This is a genomic window from Aeromonas enteropelogenes, assembly GCF_020097295.1.
GTDB lineage: Bacteria > Pseudomonadota > Gammaproteobacteria > Enterobacterales > Aeromonadaceae > Aeromonas > Aeromonas enteropelogenes.
On record NZ_CP083625.1, the window covers coordinates 4,241,143 to 4,264,677 of the forward strand.

General features: G+C 60.6%; 13 protein-coding genes. 1 reads left to right on the forward strand and 12 read right to left on the reverse strand.

The features are described 5' to 3' along the window. Nucleotides 1-348: 348 nt before the first annotated feature. Nucleotides 349-1,242 carry a DNA replication terminus site-binding protein gene (locus LA321_RS19565; protein ID WP_042069977.1) on the forward strand — a complete coding sequence of 298 codons (894 nt, stop codon included), beginning with the start codon at nucleotides 349-351 and terminating at the stop codon, nucleotides 1,240-1,242. Between the two features lie 88 nt (nucleotides 1,243-1,330). Here LA321_RS19565 and LA321_RS19570 read toward each other — a convergent pair whose 3' ends face one another. The 12 genes from LA321_RS19570 to LA321_RS19625 form a co-directional block, all read right to left on the reverse strand. Continuing rightward, complete coding sequence (locus tag LA321_RS19570; RefSeq protein WP_042069978.1) at nucleotides 1,331-5,146, reverse strand: DEAD/DEAH box helicase; 3,816 nt, start codon at nucleotides 5,144-5,146, stop codon at nucleotides 1,331-1,333. A 434-nt stretch (nucleotides 5,147-5,580) separates the two neighbouring features. Beyond that, a complete protein-coding gene (locus tag LA321_RS19575) occupies nucleotides 5,581-6,948 on the reverse strand; it encodes a tetratricopeptide repeat protein (RefSeq protein WP_042069979.1) in 1,368 nt (455 codons plus the stop codon). Nucleotides 6,949-7,116: 168 nt separating this feature from the next. Further along, nucleotides 7,117-8,280: a hypothetical protein gene (locus LA321_RS19580; protein ID WP_042069980.1), complete on the reverse strand. Its 1,164-nt coding sequence runs from the start codon at nucleotides 8,278-8,280 to the stop codon at nucleotides 7,117-7,119. 14 nt (nucleotides 8,281-8,294) lie between these two features. Next, complete coding sequence (locus LA321_RS19585) at nucleotides 8,295-11,450, reverse strand: toxin VasX (protein WP_042069982.1); 3,156 nt, start codon at nucleotides 11,448-11,450, stop codon at nucleotides 8,295-8,297. 13 nt (nucleotides 11,451-11,463) lie between these two features. Further along, nucleotides 11,464-12,315, reverse strand: a complete 852-nt coding sequence (locus LA321_RS19590; protein WP_042069983.1) for a DUF4123 domain-containing protein — start codon at nucleotides 12,313-12,315, stop codon at nucleotides 11,464-11,466. Further along, entirely contained in the window at nucleotides 12,315-14,357 is a 2,043-nt protein-coding gene (gene tssI, locus LA321_RS19595) for a type VI secretion system Vgr family protein (RefSeq protein ID WP_042069984.1), read from the reverse strand. Before tssI ends, LA321_RS19590 begins: the two co-directional genes overlap by 1 nt. 10 nt (nucleotides 14,358-14,367) lie before the next feature. Beyond that, nucleotides 14,368-14,655 (reverse strand): type VI secretion system PAAR protein, encoded by a 288-nt coding sequence (locus LA321_RS19600; protein ID WP_042028472.1) that lies wholly within the window; start codon nucleotides 14,653-14,655, stop codon nucleotides 14,368-14,370. A gap of 289 nt (nucleotides 14,656-14,944) precedes the next feature. After that, nucleotides 14,945-16,375: a VasL domain-containing protein gene (locus LA321_RS19605; protein ID WP_042069986.1), complete on the reverse strand. Its 1,431-nt coding sequence runs from the start codon at nucleotides 16,373-16,375 to the stop codon at nucleotides 14,945-14,947. Between the two features lie 45 nt (nucleotides 16,376-16,420). Continuing rightward, on the reverse strand, nucleotides 16,421-19,906 hold the full coding sequence (gene tssM / locus LA321_RS19610) for a type VI secretion system membrane subunit TssM (RefSeq protein ID WP_042069987.1): 3,486 nt from the start codon (nucleotides 19,904-19,906) through the stop codon (nucleotides 16,421-16,423). A 41-nt stretch (nucleotides 19,907-19,947) separates the two neighbouring features. After that, complete coding sequence (gene tssA, locus LA321_RS19615) at nucleotides 19,948-21,387, reverse strand: type VI secretion system protein TssA (RefSeq protein WP_042070065.1); 1,440 nt, start codon at nucleotides 21,385-21,387, stop codon at nucleotides 19,948-19,950. 8 nt (nucleotides 21,388-21,395) lie between these two features. Continuing rightward, on the reverse strand, nucleotides 21,396-21,995 hold the full coding sequence (gene vasI / locus LA321_RS19620; protein ID WP_042069988.1) for a type VI secretion system-associated protein VasI: 600 nt from the start codon (nucleotides 21,993-21,995) through the stop codon (nucleotides 21,396-21,398). Continuing rightward, complete coding sequence (locus LA321_RS19625; RefSeq protein ID WP_042069989.1) at nucleotides 21,995-23,533, reverse strand: sigma-54 interaction domain-containing protein; 1,539 nt, start codon at nucleotides 23,531-23,533, stop codon at nucleotides 21,995-21,997. Before LA321_RS19625 ends, vasI begins: the two co-directional genes overlap by 1 nt. Nucleotides 23,534-23,535: the final 2 nt, after the last annotated feature.

The window sequence follows — 23,535 nt, forward strand, 5'->3', positions numbered from 1 at the left end:
GGATTAATAAAACACGAACAGCAGCCGCATGCTGCCACAGCATATTGTGCTGGGCAGGAGCCCTCTATCTATGCAATTCAGCAAGCATCCTATGCACTCGCAGCATGCCACCCCTGCGTCGATAACCTCGTCTTTACAGTGCCCTGTTAATTTATTGATCTTTTATTGATTGTTATTTAACGCAATGACACACAAAAGAAACCTGCCTGGCGCCGTCTCTTTCCCATGCATAAGGCCAGCAGCCATCCACGACTTGGCGCCTCACCGTCATACTGGTATGGTTATTTATACAGTGGTTTGCCTATCACCGAGCCCTCTCCAGGGCCGGATGCGACAACAGGATCATCGATGGACACCTTTACCCCTACCGCCGCCCTGCGCCAAAAGATGGAGGCGATTGAAGATTCACTGGCCCGGCTGGCCGCGCTGCTGCGCCAGCTCGAACTGAAAGAGGCCCATGTCTATCCCCTGCCCCCGGTCCCGCAGGGGAAAGAGCACGACCCCATCGAGCGGATCGAAGTGGGCTATCTATGTGGAGAGGAGGCGCTCGCCGCCACCCTGGCCGCCTATCAGGATCACAGCGCCCGCCCGGGCTGCTCCACCAAGGCAACTCATCGCCTGCCCGGCTGGCTGCGCTTCCCGGCCGCCACCGCCCCCGTACTGGCCCCCCTGATTGAGGAGATCAACCGCCACAAGCTTGAGTTCAAGGGGCTGGTGCAGCAGGCGGGCGGGCGGGACGAGAAGTTCGAGCTGGTCCACACCGCCCTGCCCGGCGTCATCACCCTACAGGTCTATCGCAAGCTGACCCTGCTGGATGGAGAGCTGCAATCATTGGGATTTACCTGGGCCGACAAGCAGACCATCAACCGCCTCAGCCGGGAGCAGGTGCTGGAGATGCTGGAGCGCAGCCGCCGCTACGTGCCGGCCCTCTCCAACAACGAGGAGTGGAGCAAGATGGTGGATCAGGAGGTGTACGACATCCGTCGCCTGCCGGCGGATGCAGAGCTGCGGATCCGCCGCCCGGTCAAGACCCACCCCATGATCAACCTGTTGTGGCAGGCGCGCACGCCCCGCAAGCAGCAGATCAAGGCGAGCCTGCCCCTGCTGCTCTGCGCAGACAGCTCCCCCGCTGTAACCCATCTTGGCCACTACCCGCCCAAGAGCCGACAGGCGCGGCGGGATCGCAAGATTGGCGGCGAGCCCATCATAGAGCGGCTCCACCTCTACCTCTATCAGGGGTAAGCGGCACCCGGCCCTGTGCAGATTGACCAAAGAAGAGAGGGGAGCATCCGCGGATGTTCCCCTCTCTTTTACCCTTGACGGCGCGCTCTTAGCTCATCAGCAGGGCCCGCAGGCTCTCCACATCGAGGCCACGCACCTCGGACTGGCCGCTCAGCAGGCCATCGGCCAGCGCCCGCTTCTCGTCGTGCAAGGCAACGATCTTCTCCTCCACCGTCTGCTCGCACACCAGGCGATAGACGGTGACCGGCTGGGTCTGCCCCATCCGGTGCGCCCGATCGCTCGCCTGATCCTCCACCGCCGGATTCCACCAGGGGTCCAGGTGTAGCACGGTATCGGCCTGGGTCAGGTTGAGCCCTGTGCCCCCCGCCTTGAGGCTGATGAGAAACAGCGGCACGGACTCGCTGCGAAAACGCAGGATGGAGTCCTGACGCGCCTTGGCCGAGCAGGCTCCATCCAGATAGCAGTAGTCCCACTCTCGCTGCTCGATCCGCGCGCGCAACAGGCTCAGCAGATCGACAAACTGGCTGAACACCAGCACCCGGTGGCCGCCGTCGATGGCCTCCTCCAGCAGCGCCATCGCCTCGTCCAGCTTGCTGCTGGTCTGGGACCACTCCGGCATCACCAGCTCGGGGGAGCAGCAGAGCCGGCGCAGCCGGGTCAGACCACTCAACACGTGCATCAGGGCTCGGCCGTCGGCACTTTGCACCTGCTGCACCACCTCGCGCCGGGTCGCCTCGTAGAGCTGGCGCTCCTCGGGGGAGAGGCTGATGTGATGGATGATCTCGGTCTTGTCCGGCAGCTCGGTCAGCACCTCCTGCTTGAGGCGCCGCAGGATGAAGGGGCTGATCACCGCCCGCAGCAGCGCCATGTGCTGGGGATCCTTCACCGCCTTGCCAAAGCGGCGCTTGAACTCACCGAGGCTCCCGAGCAGGCCCGGGTTGATGAAGGTAAACAGGCTCCACAGCTCCCCCAGATGGTTCTCGATGGGAGTGCCGGAGAGGGCAAGACGAAAATCCCCCTCGAGCTGGAACAACAGCTTGGCCCGCTGGGTGCCGGCGTTTTTGATCTGCTGCGCCTCATCCAGCACGATAGAGGGCCAACTGCGTGACTTGAGCACCGCCGACAGGCCGCCGAGCATGCCGTAATTGAGCAGGATCACCTGACCCGCTTTGGCCTCGCGGATCACCCCTTCCCGCTCGGCAGGATTATCGACGGTCACCACCTCCAGCTCGGGGGCAAAGCGGGCCACCTCCTCCTGCCAGTTGGTGACCACAGATTTCGGCACCACCACCAGCGCAGGGCCCAGACGCTGGCGCATGCGCAGCACGATGAGGGCCTGCAGCGTCTTGCCAAGGCCCATGTCGTCAGCAAGACAGGCGCCGAAGCCGTGATGGGCCAGGGTCGCAAGCCAGCGCACGCCATCCTTCTGGTAATCCCGCAGCGCCTCGAGCAGCTCGGCCGGGCACTCGACCTCCTGTTGCCACTCCTGCTGCAGGTTCTGCCAGGCTGCATCCCCTTCGGTGGTGATGACGGAGAGCAGCCGGGTCAGGGGATAGGCCAGCTTGTTGTTGATCCGCTGATCTTCGTCCAGCATGGCCCCCAGCATAGTGAGGCGCTCTACCAGCTTGTCGCTCAGCATCAGGCTGGTCTTCTCGTCGAGCTGAACGGTGCGCTGACCCGGGGTCATCTGGCGCAGGATGAGGCGCAGATCGAGGATCTGGTGCTCATCGAGGGACAAGGCCCCCTCCACCTGGAACCAGTCCTGGCGCCGCTCGATACGAAGACTCAGGGCCGCCTCATCCAGGCTCTTGAGGCGGGCGCTGTCCTGATGCCAGTGGATGACCACGCCGTTATCCACCAGCTCGGGCAGGGCATTGACCAACGCCAGCGCCTGCTCCCCCTCGAGTCGCCACTCGGTGCCGGGCAGGCCGATGGGCAGGGCGGCGCGAAGCACTTGGGCCTGCTCCTTCTCGGCCGCCAGATCCCGTTGCCAGTAGCAATACTCCTGGATCCCCTGGCGCACGATGGCCTCCCCCTTGCCAAGAGGCTGGGGGGGCACGTCATCGAAGCGGGTCACCAGCCTGACCGAGAGCTGACCATCCTGCCAGTCCAGCTGAACCGACGGGATCCCTGGCCAGGGGGCCAGTTCGGCATTGCCCTGCAAACCGGCCACCTGGCTGTGCCAGGGCAGATCCGGGATGGCATCCAGGGTCTGTTGCAGCTCAGCCAGTCCTTCGGCGGGCAGCAGAGGGATGGCCTCGAGGGCCGGCAGGCGATCGAGCAGAGGCTGGGGGGTGAGAATAAGCTGCCACAAGTCCTGCGCCAGCGGCATGATATGGGCCCCGCGCGCGGCAGCGGCCGGGATGAGGCGGGCGCTCATCCCCTGTTCCACCGCCACTATCTGCAGCAGGGGCGCGGTCAGCGCCAGCTGCAGCTTCTGCCCTCTGGTATTGAACAGCCGAGGGTGATTGGCAAGGGGCGCCCACACATCCCGGGGCAAGCGGCTCATCACCCGGGGCAGGGTACGCACCAGCGCCCAGTCGTGCTCATCGAGCAGGGCCGCATACTGGGTGGAAAGCAGGGTGGGATCGACCCGGCGACCGGCGGTCCACTCCCCCTTGGTACTGAGCTTCTGGATCTTGCACTCGAGCTCGGGGCCGTCGGCGTGGAGCAGCCACACCAGCCTCTCTTGGGGCTTGCGCACCCCGCTGGCACGCCCCAGCCCCTGCAACCAGTTGAGCCAGTTGGCGGACGCCGCCGTCTTCTCCTCGTCGCTCTCGTCGTCATCCTTATCGCCCTCCTGCAGCTGGCACAAGGGCGCCCCCTTGACCGTCTCCTCCAGCAGCAGGCGCAGCAGATCCTGACAAAAACCCATCAGCCTGTGGTGAGGCTCGGCATCCAGCAGGTGGGTGAGATCCCACTTGTGCAGCATGGCCACCTGGGGACTCTGGGTGCCGTGGCGAGCCAGGGCACAGAGATCGAGCCAGAGGTAGCCCCAGTGCAACTCATCCACCGGCAGTTGCAGGGTATCGAACAGACCCACGGCCTGGCCGTGGCGCTCCCCCGCCCATTGGCTGAGCAGGTCACCCAGCAAGGGGAACTGGCCCGCCAGGCTGCGCTGCCACTTCTTGCGCTGTTCGCTCGCCACCACGGGATCGGCCTGCTGCAACCAACCCAGCCAGAGCAGGGCGCTGAACGAACGGGGCCACTGCCCGGCCTCATGACTCCCCTGCCACTGGCCGAGGGCAGTCAGCAGGCGCTCGCCAAGCGGCCCCTGCGACTCTATGGCCAGTGCCTGCAAGGCGGGCCAGTCGGTGCTCACCCCGTCATCATCTCCACAGAGCCAGCGCCACTCCGCCTCGAATGCCCGTGCGAGGGGTTGCACCTCGGGGGCGCAGCGATGCAGCTGGCCGGCCAGCGGCCACTGCGCTTCATAGGGAGCATCGAGCAGCAGTTGCAGGGAGAAGTGTTCCAGCAGCAGCTGTTGCCAGGCGGGGCTGGAGCCTGCCAGCAGTTGGTAGGCGCCCGGCGTGTCGAGCAGGGTCAGCAGTTCGCTGGCCGAGAAGTAGGCCGGAACCTCCCCCGCCTTGCCGCGACACAGCTCGCGCACCAGGGCGTGGGCGAGATCCTGACCGGTCAGGGAGGAGACCTTGTGCCAATCCGGCGCGGGACAAAACCCGCCACGTACGCCCAGGATCAGCGCCAGCGTTCCCTCGGCCGTCAGGCTCCACTGCTGCTCCCCCCGCAGCCTCACCAGTCCGGCATCTTGCAGCCGGAGCAGGTCGCCAGGCAGGGAGTGACCCAGACCCAGCTGCTCTTGCAGCAGGCGGGTACTGGCAATGCGCTGCAGTTGCAACGCGGTGAGCAGGGCATAGCTATCCGAAGAGAGAGTGGAAACAGACATCAAGACTCACGGGCAGGTGCAAAAGCGGAATTTTAACGGTAAAGCGCCAACGGCTCGACCCTTGACAACGAAATAACGCAAAAAAAAAACGGCCATCCATTGATGACCGTCGAAAGTAACGAAGGAAATAACTGGATTCACCAGTTACCTCCCACAGCGGGAAAATCGGGAGCCTTAGCCCCTAATTCGTGGTGCCAATGCTAGAGGTTGACGCACGAAAAAGCTTTGAAGCGGATCACAGTTGAAAAGGATTTCTGAAAACGCTTTCACTTTTGCCCCGCGAAAACAGCCAAATGGAGCCAGATATAGGGGCGTTTTGACACATCAAAAAGACGATGGGATAGCCCCTGCCGGGCCATCCCATCTCTGACGATTCAATCACCGTCCTTCGTGACACAGGATCAAAAACAGTCTGGTCAGGCGCGGCTTTTGGTCTAGCTACCTTGAGCCTCTGTCGTCATCTTCCCGAACCAGTGCTCCGACAATTTTTGAGCCTTTTTGACTTCCGGCTTGGTCATCGCCGCTTCCAGCTCGTCCCGCGCCTGCGCCGCCTCGGGCATTCCTTCGGTCGCCGCCAGCGACAACCAGGCATAGGCATGGATCCGGTTGCGCGGCGCACCCAGCCCCTCTTCACGCAGGGCGCCCATGCGGTATTGCGCCATCCGATTGTTCTTCATCGCGGCCAGGCGATACTGCTTGAGCGCCAGGGCATAATCTTCCTGGCCCCCCTGGCCCAGGCGCAACATCTCCCCATAGGCGTATTGCGCCTGGGTATGCCCCTGCTGTGCAGCCTTGCCATAACTGGCTCTGGCTTGCTCCAGCTCCCCCTGCTCCTGTTGCAACTGAGCCAACTCGAACCAGGCCTTGGTCACGCCCCCTTGTGCCGCCTGAGTCAGCAGCTGGATGCGATCGCCAGGCGCAGTCTGTTGCAAGCTCAGCTGATATTGCGCTTCGTGATTGCCGTGGCCGGCCGCCAGCTCCAGCCAGTAGCGACCAAGGGCCGGATCCGCTTTGACTTGCTCACCCGCCAGATAGGCCATGCCCAGCCAAAGCTCGGCCTCGGCGGAACCGGCATTGGCGGCGCCTTGATAGGCCGCAAACGCGTTGGCAGGCGCTGCCTGCTTCGCCTGCCACAGCAAGGCATCCGGCTGCTGCTGGGCCGCCGCCTTGTCATACCAGCGCTGCGCCAGATCCGGTCGCTTGGCTACCCCCTTGCCCTGCTCATAGCGCAAGCCAAGTTGGTACTGGGCATCGCGGTTGCCAAGATCAGCTGCTTTTTCGAGCCATTTGACGGCATCTTCGTCGGCACCGCGCTGCGTGGTATACCACTGACCCAGGACCAGCTGTGCCTCGGCATGCTCCCCCTTGGCGGCCTGCTCGAACCAGTCGAGGCACTCGCTCACCAGCTTGCCCTGATGCTGTTCCCGACATGCCAGCCCCAGCTGATAGCTGGCATTGGTATTACCAAGGCGCGCCGAACGCTGCCACCACAGGGTCGCCTGCGCCGGATCCTTGGGCTCACCCAATCCGGCCTGATACCACTCCCCTACTTGCCTGGCTGCGCTGGCACGGGTCTGTCGGTCGGCCGCCAGGGTACCGCTCTCCCGGGCAACCTGCTGCATCCAGTGCATGGCATTGGGATAATCCGGCTTGGCGGCAAGCCTCTGGGCCAGCTCGTACTGGGCCTTGCCATCCCCCTGCCTTGCGGCTTGGGCAAGTTCGGCCTCGGTGAGTGACGGGGTTGTCGTGCAGGCGGTCAGCCAGCTGGTCGCCAGCGCCAGCCACAAGCTCTTGTGATTCATAGTTCTGCTTTCGTGTAATGGAAGAAAATTGAAGGCAATCAATCACCCTTTATCAGATGCTTCGCGACATGCTCTCTCCATCTGATAAGCATAGAGCTGATGTGACCCCTTTCCCTGCTACTAATATCTCAACAGAGGTAAACAGCCACAAAGCCGAACCTCCTGAATTTACGTTAACGTTTCCATCTTTGACTGGTCATTGGCGGCCAGAAAATCGGCCAAGGTTCCACCACGCTGATAGTGAGCTTCAGCTGCGGCAACTTGACGACGCAGGGCATCACTGGGTTGAGCCCACAGTTCAGCAGGCAATGGAGTACTCCACGCTTCAATATTGGCGGGCATGGGGCGATCATTGACCGATTTCTGGTACCACTGTGCAACCCAAAATGGCAGGTTCCAACCGCTGGCGATATGAAACAGGTAATAAAGAAACACACTCAGATAGGAAATAGAAAAATCGGCCAAGCTCAGGGCGAACCAACGCCTTCTTGGTTGCTTTGCAAAGTCATCGAGCAGTGCCCGGCGCGACGCCGCAAAGGTAGCCACACTCTCTGGCTCCCCACCCACTCCAGCCCAAGTCTCCTGACTGTCATCCATATAGCGACGAATAGACTCCCAAAACAGTAGGGCCTGTGACATCACCCCCATTGGGAGGCGATAGAGCCACACCTGTTTGCCATCTGGATCGGGGATCGCCAAGCAAAAATCTGCGGTACGCAGCAAAGCACTACCAGTGGTCATCACCCCGCTCTCCACCCAGGCCTGCACCGATTCCCACGGTACGATAACGGGGGTGTCGGAGCCGGTAGGAAAGTAACACACCTCACGCCGCTGGCGGTGAAAACGCAGGGGGCGCTCACAGCGGGCATCGCGAGCATTTTTCAGGACAGCAGCGAATCCAATACTCAATGTACAAATTAGTCCTATCGTTAACATCACAGAAACAGGGATTGAATGACCAGGCTCAGGCACCACTACCACACGATAGTAGTTGTACCAAAAACCACCTATAGCACCTGGGCGTTGCATCTCTATATTCGCGATGAACGCAAAACCCAACGCAGACACCAACGCCATAAAACCATTAATGATAAGTGTCATTTGAATGGCAAACGCAACACCATGATTGCCATTTCCGATATCCATATGGGCATCATTTTGCGCCACGATGGCAGGCTGTTGTCCCAATGAGAAAGAGCGGACAAAGGCGGGCAGCGGAAGGGGAGAGAGAACAAAGCGCTCCACACCGCCTATGGTGCGCACTTCCCCCGCACACGGTTCATTGCATGCGGCCTCATCGGACAAACTGGCACTGTTTTGAGAGGCGCTCATCAGCGGGCTCCTGATTAATTAGGTGAATTGTTAGAAATTTCAGACTCTATCATCACTACATCGGCACTAAGCGCACGCGGCAGCGCCTGCTGACGTACTTTAAGCAACTTGACCTGATGGAGAGGACCTGCCGTGCTGGTCCCCTCTTTTTGTAAATAGAGAGTCTCTGCCTCTGCCTCAGGAGTTGGTTTATAGCTCAAAGTGATGCCGATGCTGTGGTTGCCCCTCAGCTCCTCAGCATAAAGCGGGAGGCCAAGCTGCAGCGGCTCCCCTGGTTTGCTTAAGCAGACCCATTGCTGCTCAAGCAACTCGCTCCAGACTTGCCACTCATTGCGCAGGGCATTGTTGCCCCAGTAGACGGCCATGGTGATCCCTGCCTGGGCCAGATCGCCCAGCGTCAGTGCAGGGAAGCTCAGGGAGAGTATCATACCCTTAGCCACCATTTTTAGCTCGGCCTGGGGTTTGGCTGAAATGCGAGCCAGCGCCAGATGGCTATCGGCCAGGGTAGCAAAGCTTGGTTTTTTACCCCAGCGGGTCTTCTCAAACCAGGCAATATAGTCCGGCAAATAGCTGCGATTAAAGGCAACCGTGATGGCCACCTCCACCGCCGAGGCCACCAGGCCTACCACAGTCATCCTCATGGTCAGGGTCAAAAGCCGGCCCGCATTAGCGGCCCAAAGGGCGGCGCGCGCGGCGGGCGCCGCTCTCATTACCTGCATCGTGATTTGTGTTGAACGCCATGCACCGTAGCCATTAATGGCAAGCTGGGCCCCACTGGTTCCCATCTCCAATGCACTTTTGGTACTTTGCCGGCGATCGCCGTTACGCAGAGCGGTAAAGGTCGCATCAGTGGCTTGTCCCAATTTAACTACATTAGCCGCAAATGCCGCGACATAACTAGCTCCACCCAATATGGCGGTCATTCGTCCCAGACGGGCCATAGTGTTAAGAGAGGCCAACTCGCCGCTGACAGTACGCAAAGCAGCCAAATCATAGGTAGTCAACAACCCCTGAACTGCGGCCAAGGTTGAGCTGCTTACAATGAACAAGTCACGCATGAAATCGAAGTAGTTCGCTTTGCCTACGTGTAATCTTTGTGAGGTGCTGTAAAGATTATATCCCTGCCAAAAGGCGATTAAAAAGCCCAATATATCCAGCGTTCCAGCCGACCAACGACCTCTTGTTCCGCGATAGAGCCCTCCCTCATCTTGTGCCAGCGCCTGGAAATGACGCATCTCATCGGCACTAAGACCGGCGATTTGATACCCGACCTTTGCCGGCCCAGGGCCAACCGGACTCATAGCCCGCTGCAATATTGGCTCAAGCGCCCCCAGCCGCTGCTGATTTATTTTCCGCTCATTCTTGATAACGGCAATACGCGGGTTGGAACGTCCACTTCGACGCTGAGCGGTTTTCAACTGGCGTAACTCATTTTTGAGTGACACATTGACACTACGCAGCGCCATCACCTCCTGCGATATCTGATTAAATTTGGTCAATTCAGCGCCACTGGAAAAAGAAACGGTAATCCCTTTCAACCCATGACCTTGGATCAGAGTAAGACGGGCAGCATTGCCCATTGGTCGCAAAAGGTCAGCGGGGTTAAACTGCTGGGTAGCATTGAGCTGCTCAAACATGCCTTGCAACGCATTGGCGAACCCAGTGGTCAGTGCAGGTCGATAACTGGTGCGGATAAGATCAGCAAAAGCAGCCAATTTCTGATCAAGCAACGCATTAATCTGTCCCGCCAAAACTTGAGCTGATACCCCGTTTAACCGAGCTGCTAACGCTGCGATGTTATTGGCCAGTTCGGCCTGTTGAGCTGGCAATGTGCGCAGTGTTTCGAGATCTTTGATACGAGAACTAATGGCCTCCTGCAACTTGGCGAGTTCATCCGGTGCTGCGGTATAGGCCAACGGGTAGAGCACCCAAGGCATTTTATCGAGTTGCTTACTTACTGCCCTGATCGCCTTATCACTGCGGCAAAGATCCTGAACACAGCTATATTCTGCAGCCAGCGCCTCCTTTACCTGCTTGCTGCTGGCAGCATCAAAATACCAGGCCGCCTGATAAAAATGGGGGAACAGGGCCACCCTATCTTGGGTGATGCGCTCAAGTAATTGCTCCCAACGTTGATGGATCTGACGCTGCTCAGCTAAAAACGCCTCCATCTCAGTACGGTTGATCATATCCTCAATGCCTCGTTGGCCTGCTGAGCCATCCCAAAATCTCCATGCAGAGACGCCCTCTACTTGCCGCTGGTGCTGTTCTTTTAGTACCTCCAGTTCATCTGGGGTTAGGCTTTTCTGGGCTTGTTCAAGCTCTTCTTGACTGAGCTCTAACTGAGATTCGATATAGCAAGCTTCTGAATACTTCTGGTTGCGGACTTCATCTTGCTGCCATTCATTTATCCACTTGGCTACCTGATCTTGATATGCACTCAAATCCCGCAGTACACCAATATCATCCTGCAGCACTATAAATAGGTAGTTTTGTTCACATTCAGGACTGACCGTTTGTCGCAGTTCAGAAGCACCTTTGGCCTTATAAAGGTGGTCATATTCCCAGTGATAAGGAGTTTCTTGCAGCAAAGCATTTCTTTCATGAGAGGGCTTAACGGTGGCACATTCGGCTACCCATTGCTCTGCTTGCGCCTGAGTAAGCAAATTCTTACCACCTTTTTCAGGATGCACCGAGGATAAAGAAACCGCTTGCATAAGCCTCTTTCGTTGTGATGCATTCTTAAGTACTTGAGAACATTTTCTTGCAGTCCATTGCACTTCGGAGTAGGCCACGCATAGCGGTTCACTACGTTTGAAGATCATCTTGGCATCGCCGACCGAGCTGGTTCTCTCGTCCGCAGAAACGTCAGCCTTGTTCCACAACAGAGCCTCTATCTTCCCCTCTGTTACACGATATTCGTGCAAAATTGCGCTGTTATTTCTCTCTACCACCGCATAAATCCAGCCATCTCGAATGAGGCGAATACCTACAGGCTTGGACACTGTTTTATAAGGCATGGCCAATTTCCCCGCCGGATCTGGCCCCTCGACCAAACCATAACGCAGAGGGATAAGCTGGATCTTTTCTTGGCTAAGGGGACAGGTGCCTGCTGGAAATTTCGCATCTTTGCTCTTATTGCCAGCCTTGGCGTCTTTCAATGCGCTCATGCCAATATATTCCTTAAACGAGAGCAACGTGTTGTTCTGCCCATTCGGCAGCACGTTCAATACGTTGAGATGGGGTGTGTTGTGAAGATACAGTGAGCAAATTAGCGACCTCTTGATAGTGATGTGGGTCAACACACTGCTCACCAAGATGCCCTAGCACTGTAAACAAGGAGAGTTGATCGCTTTCTGTCACAAATCCCTGCTCATACCCCCACTCTGCCCATTGATCTATCCACTCATTTGGTTGTGATTGAGATGACAATCGTGTAGGAAACCACTTCTCCATATGCCGCCATACAGCACCCAGAGTGTCCAACCAAGTTACTTCTCCCAACCTCGTCCACTGTGGATCGGACAAGCGCAGCCGCTCACCCCGGCGCTCCCCTAAAGCTGGAGCGACTCGTTTGTGCCACCACTCAACCGGTGCGTTAGGCAGTAACTGGCGACGCGCTGATATCCACACTTGGCTGATCCCTTCCCAGAGACATGGCTCGTCATCGAGCAGCAAGCGGTACATACCGTCGGGTTGGGCGAGTTTGAGCAAGATGCGGCTGCCATAGGGACTTTCGACTTCAATCAGCTGACGAAGACGATCAGCCAACGGCAATAATGGCAAGGGAGAGGCTAGCAGCCACCCCACGTTGGCGGGCAGCGTCTGAAACCAGGTGAGAAGCTGGCTATTTGCTTCCACCAAACAGGGAGAAACCTCCCGCAAGCTATCCCATGGGGCATAGAGATACAGCGGTTGATAGGCCGGCTTATCTGTCACGTCAAAGAGTTGTCGCTCCAGATCGGGGATCTGCGCCCCATCAAGCAGCAAGTAAAGATGCTCCCCCTTGGCCAAGTCAAGTTCGGGCAAGACCATTACTTGCTCTCCTCCTTGGCCAGCTGTTCACAGATCTCGCAGACGGGCTCTGCCGATTTGAGGGTCGCAATCTGACGAACCGGATCCACCGGGGGTGGCGGCGGCACCACCTCCACATCATCAGGCTGGATCGGCATCTTCCCCGCCCAACCGGAACCTGAGCCGGGGCTGCCGCCAGAGTTCATCTTGATGGAGCCACCGGAGAGGGTGACGCCGCTTGGGTCGATTTTGACAAAACTGCCCCCCACCTTGAGGGTCAGCTCGGCGCCTGCCTCCATCACTATCTTCATGCCCGCCTTGTGATGTACCTCGCTACCAGCCTCAACCAACAGGGATTGCCCCAGTTTCTGGTGCATGCTGGCATCCACGGTCAGCGAATAGTCACCCTTGATATGGTCCCGCTTCTCACCTTCCACCGTCAGGTGGTCATTGGCCTTGATACGGGTCACCCGCTCGTTGTCGATGTCTCTGTGCTCATCGTGCTTGATGTGCCAGGCCGCATCATTCTCAATCAGCACATTCAGGTCTTTCTGACCGTGCAGGTAAATCTCTTCCTGCCCCGCCTGGTCTTCAAAACGCAGCTCGTTGAAACCCTCACCCTGATGGGTCTCGGTGCGCAGCACGGTGCGGGTCTTGTTGGCCGGCAATTCATAGGGCGGCCGGTTGGTGGCGTGGTAGGTGCGTCCCGTCACAATAGGCTGGTCGGGGTCCCCTTCCAGAAATGAGACGATGACCTCATGGCCGATGCGCGGAATGGCCATCATGCCATATTGACCACCTGCCCAGCCCTGGCTCACCCGCACCCAACAGGAGCTCTGGTCATTGGAACTGCCATAGCGGTCCCACGGGAATTGCAGCTTGACCCGGCCGTGCTCGTCGCAGTAAATCTCCTCCCCCTCCGGCCCCACCACCATGGCAATCTGCGGGCCGTCCACCATGGGTTTGTGGGGCGCTTGCGGGCTGCCAATACGGGCCCGCCAAGTGCTGCTCGCCTTCACCACGCCAAATTCGTTGTGGTAGACGGTAGGGCCGCTGCCCCCCTCCTCTTCCAGCGCCTGCGGCTGTTGGCCGGTGTGACGGATATGGACGATTTGCCAGTCGCTGTTGAGGCTGCCGTTCGGGTGTTCGGTCAGGGAGAAATACTGCCCCGGCAGCAGGGCCGCACTGTTGGATTTGCCTTGCCCTGTCACGGCGTCATTGCGCAGGGCATCGAGCCGATGCTGGGCAAACGCCTTGCCGCTCGGGTCCTGCTTGTAGCGGCCCGGGTAGTCGAAGTGCTGGTAGTTCTGGCGCTGATGCTCAAGCTCGGCCCCCAGTTTCTTGTGGGAGAGCCCATAGGCCGGGGTCTTGAAGCTGTAGTCCTTGAGCTCCACATCCGAGGTGCGCACCGCCTCGCGATAGTGGAACTGGCGCACATAGGCGCCCTGCTCGAGCGAGCGGTTGCCGAGGTTGAAGAACAGCTCGGGACCGGCAGTCAGGGCCGCCGCGTCGTCGGCAAACACGAGACGGTGTTTGCCTTGCTCAAACTCAAAGAAGTAGAACATCCCCTCTTCGGCGGCGAGGCGATTCAAGAAATCGAGGTCGGTCTCGCGATACTGGACACAATACTCGCGCTGGGCATGTTCATTTTTGAGGGCAAAGGCATAGTCGGTAATGCCGTGTTCCTGCAACAGGATGCTGAGAATTTCGTCGGGCTTTTGCGCCTGGAAGATGCGCGAGTTGTGGCGAAGCCCCAGTCGCCACAGGGCCGGTTGCACCAGCAGCTGGTAGCGAGTGCGGCGAAAACCGCTGTCCCCCTGGGCAAAATTGCTCACTACCCCGCACACCCGGCGCTGCAGCTCGCCCTGGTACCACACCAGGAGCTCGCACGGCTGGTCCAGCACGGCGGCAAAATCGATATCTGGCTGGGGGCTCGCCAAATCAAGGCGCAGCTGGAACGGGCCGTTCAGCGCCTCTTCCAGGGCAAACTCGGCCACCACGAAGGTTCCCTCGGGCAGCGACCCCACCTTGACGGTAAATTGTAATCCTGTGCTGTCTGCCATCACGGGCTCCTTATCCTGCCTGTCCGCTGCCAGATCCAATCACCACGCCGCCACAACCGACGGCAGTGCCCGTCACGGCAATGGGCTTGCCGTTGACCAGCACTGAGCCGACCCCGCCCGAAATGCTGCGTGGATGAGGCGGGTTGTTGGGTTTGTCGTGAGGGGCCAACGGGTCGCCCTGGCGAGCCACCGGCTTGCCATCGAGAAAGACATCGGGACTGGCGGCAATCACCGGAGAGGGATGGAATCCGTCGTGGTCGGTGCCAATGTCACCGAGCAGTGCGATAGCGGGGCACATAATTATTCTCCATATGAGCGGGGAAGCGCAGTCATTGCGTATCCCCACGCCCCTTTGCAGCAGTGACAATCACGGGGCCTAAAACATGCAAAGTGGGCCACAGCACAGACCATGCCACTCGAACAAACCTGATATTTATCAATAAAAACAATGCATTAAATAAAATATTGCGAGCCATCAGGCCATGACTCGCAAGGTCTTGCGCAAAACCGGCCACAACTCTGCAAGAGCTTGCCCTGACAGTGAATCTCACCAATGGGCACGCAAAAAATTGCTCAACACAGAATAATCAGCTGCCAGTTTGTGCCTGTTGTAGCTGATAGAGCCGGATATTGAGCGCTTTGAGGTCATTTTCCAGCCCTTTCAACTCGGCGGCGGTAATGGGCTCTTGCGATGCTTTTCGCGCCTCCAGTTCACTCAGGCGCAGGCTGAATGGAATGTCCTGCATCAGGTTCTTCTGCACCTCGTAGAGCTGGGACTTGAGGTAGGAGATGGTCACCGTCTTGCGCTGGCGTTCGAGCTCCAGCAATTGATCGAGCAGGGCATCCACCCCGGCCCGGGCATCGAGATAGGTCGGCACCCTGTTGTTGTTCACATCCTGGCTGGCCAAGGCGTTTTGCCACTGCTTGTCCAGCGCCTTGACCGCCAGCGAGTCGGGGTAGAGCATCTGCAGCGAGCTGCGCAATCCTTCCGCGTAGCGATACCAATAGAGCGGCGAGGTCTGCTCCAGCCGGCTCAGCTGGGCTTGGTAGCGGGCCACCAGCTCGCTCTCCATCCCTTGCAGGGTCTGCTCACCAAGAACGATGCGTGCCTGGCGGATATCGTCGTAATTGAGTGCCCTTGGCAGCTCGGTGGCAGGCTGCTGCAACCGCTCGGCTGCCACTATTTTCTCCTGCTGCTGGTGCTGCCAGCCGAACCAGCCCATCACCGGCAGGGCGCAGCTGAGCAGGCCACAGCCAAACCAGAACCAGGCCGGACGGGGCTTGCGGTGCTGCTCAATCTTGAGCACAGTCGGCTTGACCTGCCCCTTCTCCCGGCCCACCAGTATGCTGCCCTGGGGCAGGTGCGGCGTGGCGGATGCCGATGAGGGGCCGGTGTCGTGCTCCATATCCGGCTTGAAGAACACCATGGGCGGGATCTGCAGATCCTCCTTGAGGCCGGGTTCATCGGAGACGATGACGATCTCGGTCTCATCGAACAGGTGGGTATACCCCTCGATGAAGTGCACCAGATTCTCGACTCGGGGAATGCGGCTCAGGCCCGCGTTGTGCAGCTTTTCACTGATGAGTTGCAATGCCCGCTCGCAGCGATAGACCAGCCGCTTGTCTTCGTGGCTGATCTGGTACTGGCGGATCACGTCGCTGATGCGGGCGATGAACCAGTCCAGCATCTCGACACGGGCCCGCTCCTGATGCACCGGTGGCCAGAAACTCTCCCACTGGGTCACGATCAGGTTGGCGAGAAACTCGCACCCCTCGGTGAAGCCGCTCAAGCCCTGCAGACGGGAGCGCGCCAGGGTGAAATAGATGGCTGTTTGCAGATCCACCCCGTGTTTCTCGAAGATCTGGCTGGCAAGCTGATGGATCTTGAGCCAGTCCACCTCGGGTCGGGAGGCGTGACTGAGCTTGTTGATTTCGGCGCGCAGCGCTTCATATTCCGGCAGCATCCGGGGATCCCGTCCCACCTTGAGCGCCTGCTGGCCTTGTTGATTTTGTGACATGTCGACTTCCACAGCTTGTGGGGGGCACCGGGTGCCCCCGCTTTATCAATAGAGGGATTCAGGCAATCTGAACTGGCTGAACAGGCCCCCGGTGAAGGGGTTCTGCACGCTGTCGGTATAGACGCGATAGGTCATGGCCCCCTGATCCACCGGGAAGCGCACATCGAAGGTCGCCTCGCTCACCTGGGTCAGCTCCCCCTTGTCCATCAGGCGGAACATGGCCCAGGGGCCGATGAAGCCTTCGCTGCGCGGTGAACGCTCGCGGGCGGCCGGCACCAGAGTGATCTTGCTCTCGGCACCGTCACGCATGGTGTTGGGCCATACCAACGGGATCTTGGTGCGTCGGCCATGGGCGTACTCCAACAGCTGGCCATCCAGATTCAGCACGCTGCGCCGCTTGTTGGCGGTGAGTTCGATGGGCTCGACGGCAAACTGCACTTCCAGGTTGCCCTGCTGGCTGAAGAAGATCTGGCGGATGCGCGCGGCTCTGTCCAGCTGCTTGACCAGCTCGGCCTGCACCGGGGAGCTGAACTCCCCTTCCATCAGGCCGCTCTCCACCATGGGTTTGAGGTTGACCTGATAGAAGCTGTCGAGAGTCCCGTTGGGAGCAAAGAAGCGCTCCATCTCGGAGAGGGGCACATCCTTGGCAGAGCCCGGGTTGAACGGATAGCGATCGGCCAGCTGGCTGTTGAACGGGGTCAGCACCTTGTCCTGCCACTCCTGGTTGAGGGAGGACATGGCAAGATCGATCACCAGTCGCGAGCTCTGATCCGCCAATTGCCCCACCCAGCGATCGAGCGGTGCCGGCAAGCCGCGGGCGTACTGCTGCAGTGCAAACACCGGGTCTGCGTACTTGTTGGTCATGCGCAGCTGCACTGCCTTGAGGGCCGACTGGCCAGGCTCGGTGGCGTTGACGATGAGCTCCAGATAGTGCTGCAGCTCCATCAGTTTCTGGTTCACCTCCTGGATAAGCGGTCCCTGTTCGCCGCGACCGCTCAAGGTGGCATTGGCCGCCATGAAGGGACGCCCGATGCGGGAGGTGATGGCCTGGGCCGGATCCCCCTCCACATCGGAGATCTTGCGGATACGGGTGTTGTCATCGAGGGTCGCCAGCACCCGCTGGAACGGCTGGTCGTTGCCCGTAATGGCCGCTAGCACATCCAGCGCCTGCTCGGGACTGGCCAGGGTCTGTACGTCCAGGTTGTTCAACAGTTTTTGCCACTGGTTGACGTAGTCGGTGACGTAGCGGTCGTTGACCTGACGGGTGATCTCCTTGCGATCGGCATCGCTCAGCTGGCTCAGCTTGCGCTGGCCCAGCACCCAGGCGTCCATGGCAGTGAGGTCGATCAGCGCCTTGTCCTGCTTGAGGAAAAAGTCGCTGAAACCGGGCCAGGTCAGCAGCCGTGGCAGCAGGCCGGCGTTGTCGCTGCGCAGGGCAAAGACGGTGTCGAAGGTCGGCCCCACCTCGTCGCGCACGTTGAGATCCGGCGCCAGCACATCGTCCGCCTTCACCACCAGGTTCTGGTAGACCCGCTGATACATGGGCAGTTTGCCAAGCTCGCGCTGGGCGCCATAGATAGGCTCCTTGAAGGGAACGAATGCTGTGATGGCCGCCTGATCGCGGGCTGCCCGGGCCGCATACCAGTTGGTGTGATCGAGGGCGTATTCGAGGTGCCCCATCAATTGCTCCTGCACCGCACCCTGCCCCGGGAAGGCCTGCTGCCAGCGGCTCGCCATATACTGCTCCACCAGCGCCTTGTTGCGACCGGAGGCATCGTCGAGCATCCGCATCACCCGCAGGATGGCGAGTTTCTCCTCGCTGCCGGCTGGCGCCTGGTTGAGATCCGTCAGCAAGCCCTGCATCTGGGCCGGCAGGAAGCGCAGGCTCAGCAGTTGCAGATAGGATCCTTCCACATAGGGGCCAATCTCGTCCCCCTGATAGAGGCCAAGGTCAGCCACCAGCGGCATGCGCTCACGGTAGTTGCCAAAGGAGAGGGTCGCCTCACGAATGAGGTTGAGTCGCGGCAGCTGGCTCACACCGAAGGCGTGTTCGTCGGCCACCTCGTTGGTTTCCATAAAGGCCTGGGCCTTGGTCAGCACGTTGCGCCCCGCCTCTTCGTTCACACGATAGAAGTAGTGCCAACCGCCGATCAGGGCTGCCGAGAAAAGCGACAGGCAGCCAAGGCCGATGGCCATACGGCGACGGCGGTAAAGGGTGTGCAACCGGTTCTCCCCGGCCAGATGGGCCTCTGGGAAGATGATGCCGGAGAACAGCTGGCGCACAAAGTAGGTGTTGGACTCCCCGCGCAGGGCCGAGTGGATGGGCTCCGGCAGGTTGTAGCGGCGGGAGGCCGCCTGGGCAAACGCATCGAACGGTACCCCCTGCTGATAGACGGAGCTGATGTAGACCCCCCGCACCAGCAGCGGCTTGCTCTCTTCAATAGCCAGGGTTTCATCGAGCAGGCTGGTCACATAATCCTTGAGGCCCGCCAGCTGGCGCACGAAGGAAAACAGGGCGTTACGCTGGGCGGCATCGAGCCTGGCCAGCATCAGCTCGGGCAGATTGCTGTTGAGGTTGTCCACCCACTGATCCCAGAACAGGGCCAGATCCTGCTGCCAGTCAGCGCACGGCTTGAAGGTCACCCCCAGCACAGCCTCACGGGCCTCCTTGTCGAGCTGCTCATATACCACATCGAAGCCACGCAGCAGATCGAGCTTGGTGAAGGTGACATAGAGCGGCAACCGGGTGTTCATGGTGGCCGACACCTCCTGCAGGCGGGAGCGCATCAGCTGGGCATAAGCCTTGCGCTCGGCCACGCTGGCATGGGAAAGCCAGGCCAGATCCACGGTCAGTACCAGACCGTTGAGGGGCTGGCGACGACGATGTTCATTGAGCCAGTTCAGCAGATGCAGCCAGAGCCGCTCATGCTTGCGGGCCAGAGGGTCTAGCTCGGGTTCGGATTGGGACAGGAGTTCACCGGCGGGATCCAGCATCACCGCCTGCTCCCCCAGCCAGCAGTCGATCAGCTGATCCTGCGCCACGTCGCGCAGTTCGGTGTCGAGCCTGGGGTTGAGTTTATTGGCCGGGTTGGCGCGATGGATCAGGCTGCTCTTGCCGCTGCCGGGCAGCCCCAGCACCAGATACCAAGGCATGGTGTAGAGTGCCCCCTTGCCCAGATGGTCATTCAGCGCCTGCAGCCAGCGGTCCAGAAACAATGCCTGCCGGTCGATGATCCCCTTGACCGGATCCTGCTCCAGCAGGACCTCGGTTTTGCGCTCGGCCTTGAGCTGCTGCATCTTGCGCCACACTCGCCAGGAGATGACCCCCAGCAGCAGCCAGAGCCAGAGCAGGGTGAACACGACCCGTCCCCACAGCGGCTCAAGCGGCTTGGCTTCGCGGAGCTCGAGACGGGGTCCCAGCCACCAGGCCAGGATGAGGGCGACTGCCCAGAGCACCACACCGAGCAGGGGCCAGGAGGGCTTCAATTTCGGCAGCTGTTGCCGCAGAAAGGTAAAGATGGTTTTGAACATAAAATGTGATCCAACTCCGACTCAATGACTCATTTCGGCATTCATTTCGACAACGGGGCCACATGGCTTTCCAGGCGGCTGACCAGTCCCGGTTCCCATTGCGCCAACCCCAGCCGGGTTGCCTCTTGCCACAAGTGTTGATAGTGCTGGCGCGCAAGCGCCTCCATGCCTTCCTGCGCCAACAGCTCCGCCTGCACCAACTGGGCATGGAAACGGTCTCTTGGCTCTTTCAGCTGTGCCATTCGCTCGTCGAGCAGGGCCAGGGCCGCAGCCACTCCCTGCTCCCCATGGCGCTGGGCCACCTCTTCGGCCAAAGAGGATCCCCCTTCGCTGCCGCTTCCTCCCTTGGCCGGCTGCAGCCAGCGGCTGCACTCGGGGGAGAGGAACGCAGAGCCATCGCTGAAAGTGAGCTCCCGCAGGGCCGGCAGACGCTGCAAGAAGCCGTCGAGCTCCTGCATGATGGCCTGGGCGACGGCAGCAAATCCCAGCTTCTGCGCCACCTCGGCCGAGAGGCGATGCCCCTCGAACCAGTAGGGGGCCAGGGTCAGGCTCTGCTCGATGCGCTGCCAGAGCGCCAGATCCGGCGAGCTCATGGCGGCGCGATACTCATCCACCATGTCCACCGACATGGGGGCCAGCTGGGTTTTATTGTCCCGGCTCGTCATGGGCGGCGTGGTGATCCCGGCCCAGATGGCGTGGCGGCGCAGGCGATAACCCACTGGCGCCTCCGGCTGGCGCTCGATCAACAGCTCGGCGACCTTGAGCTGGGTCTGGCGCCAGGCGCGATCATTGGAACTGTCGATCTCGACACCGGCACTGCCGCCGCCACCGCCGCTCAGCACCATGGTTGCCGCCGTGCCGGCTGACGAGGCCGTTGCACTCGCGGCCGCCGGCGTGCCTTGCTGCGGCTGTTGGGCGGCATCGGCCTGGGCTTGTGTGGCCTGCTGGCGCTGGGCCCGCTTCAGCCCCGTCAACAGCGGATCGAGCAGCTCTCCCTTGTCGGGACACTGGGCCAACCAGCCTGTTTCCAGCTGTTCGGCCTGCACCAGCAACTGGGCCAGCTCGGCTGCCGAGGCGCTTTCGCAGACCCTTGGCAGCGCCCCCTCGAAGCGCTTGACGATCTGCACCATCAAGCGCTGCTTCTGGGTGGCATTGCCGGGCCAGGCCAGCAGCCAGTAGCTGCCGATCCAGGCTTCCAGCAGGCTGAGGGCGGCGCCGAAAGGCGTCGCCTTGGCCGGGTGCTGCAGACAGCGCAGCAGCTGGGCCAGCACCCGCATGTCCTTGGTGCGGTTCTCCAGCAGGAAGAGACAAGCATCAGCCACCGCATTGAGATCCACCTGGCTGTGGGCCAGGGAGCCCAGTTTGACAAGCTCGGTCTCTACATAGTCCCAGCGCGGCTCGTCGGCCTGTACCTGGCCCTTGATCTGTTCATCCGGCAAGCTGGCCAGCAGGCGTTCACACCAGGGGTGTTGATAGCTCATCAGGCCCCCTACCAGCGACACTGCTGGCGCAGGGGAACCAGCGCCTCTTTCAAACCGCTCAGATCGATGCGCAGCAGGGCACCGTTATCGGCCCGCACCTGCAACTCGCGAGCCCCAAGCCAGCGTTTGAGCTCCTCGATGGCGGGCAGGCCGCGACCATATTCGAGCAGCAACCCCTGATCTCGCACGAACCAGCTTTGGGAGGCGCGGCTCGGTTGACCATCGAGTTCAATCTGCACCCGCTCCCCGACCCAGGGGGTGTCCAGTCGCAGCCTGACGTGAGTGATGCTGTCGACGCAACCGATGGCCAGGGTCGCCCCGCGCAGGGCCGGACGGGTCAGGGTGACACTGCCCTGCCCCTCATCCTGCACCAGCAAGAAAGGAGGAGTTTGCGGAGTGCGAGCCTGCTCCTGCGCCCAGATGGCCTGCCAGGCGGGGGAGCGGGCGGCCCCCTTCTCATTGGTCGGCGCCTGATCGCTACCGATGGCGTCATAGCAGGCGAGACGCACCAGCGGCGAGGGTTCCTGCCGGCACGCCTGCCAGGCCTTCATATCCGGCGCCGCGGCACCACTGGCCAGCAACAGGGGCAATAGGGCGATGACGCTCATCAGTTCACCTCCAATTTCTGGCACTTGTGATCCAGGGTGCGTTTGGGAATGTTCAGGCTCTCGGCCACCAGCATGCGGTTGCCCTGGAAGTAGCGCAGGCGCGCCTCGATGACGGAGGCCTCGTACTGCTGCATGGCCCGGCGCAGATCCCGGATGTGGTTGTAATCATCCAGCATGCTGGGCAGCAGGGCGCAGATCCGCTCCCGCAGCTCCGGCGGCAATGCCTCCAGCATCACCTCTTCCCCGTGACGGGAGTGGGCACAGGCCACCTCCAGCAGGTTGCGCAGCTCGCGCACGTTGCCGGGGAAGTCATAACTTTGCAGCTGTTTGAGGAACTTGCGATGCAACCCGGCGAGCTCCTTGCCATCCTGAGCGGCAAACTGGGCCATGAAGTGCTGGCACAGCATGGGGATGTCTTCCATGTGCTCGCGCAGGGGGGCGATCAGCAGCAGACACTGGCAGAGACGGTGGTAGAGGTCGGCACGAAATACCCCCTCCTCCACATGACGGGTGAGCGGCTGATGGGTCGCGGCGATAAGGCGAAAATCGGAGTGGCACTCCTGCTCGGAACCCAGGGGCCGGTAGCTGCGGGTTTCGAGCACCCGCAGCAACTTGGCCTGCATGGTGGCGGGCATGTCACCCACCTCGTCCAGGAACAGGGTGCCGCCATTGGCCTGGGCCACCAGCCCGACCTTGTTGGACAGCGCGCCGGAGAAGGCCCCCTTCTGGTAACCAAACAGTTCGCTCTCGATGAGGTTCTCCGGAATGGCGGCGCAGTTGATGGCCACGAACGGCTTGGCGGCGCGATCGGAGCACTGGTGCACCAGGCGGGCGACCACCTCCTTGCCACTGCCGGTCTCCCCCTGGATGAGCACGGTCAGCTTGTGGCGACCGGCCTGGCTTATCTGCTCGCGCAGCCCGCGGATCACCGCCGACTGGCCGACCAGCTGATCGCCAAGCAGCTTCTCGTGCTGACGCAGCCGCTCCCCCTCCCCCTTCATCTGGCGCAGGGAGTCGCGCAATACGGTTTGATCCCGGCGACTGCGTCCCAAATCACGGATAAGGGTGAGCTGGTTGCAAAACACCTGGGAGAGCTGGGCCAGTTCGGTACGTTCCGCCCACTGCTGCAACACATCGCCATCATCCATCATGGCCAGCACGGCAAACGGCTTGCCATTGGCATCCTTGAGGGGAAAGGCGTGCAGGCCGCACTGTTGGCCGAGGTTGGCCAGCAGGGCTCGAAACCCTGCGTGCTCGATGCGCGCACCGCCATAGAGGGAGTCCCAGGTTCGGGACTGCGCCTTGTGCAGCACATAGGCAAGGGGATGGGAAAAATCATCCACCGCCAGCGCCAGGGCAACTTCCCTCCCCTTGACCCAGCCTTTGCATTCGAGCTGGCGACCACTCACATCCAGCATGCCAAGCAGGATCCCCTTGGGCTGGAAGCTGGCATCGAGGGTCGATGTCCACCAGTGGCACAGATGCTGCTCGTCCCGCTGCTCGGTCAACGCAAGGGCAAATGCGAGGGCTTGTTCCATGG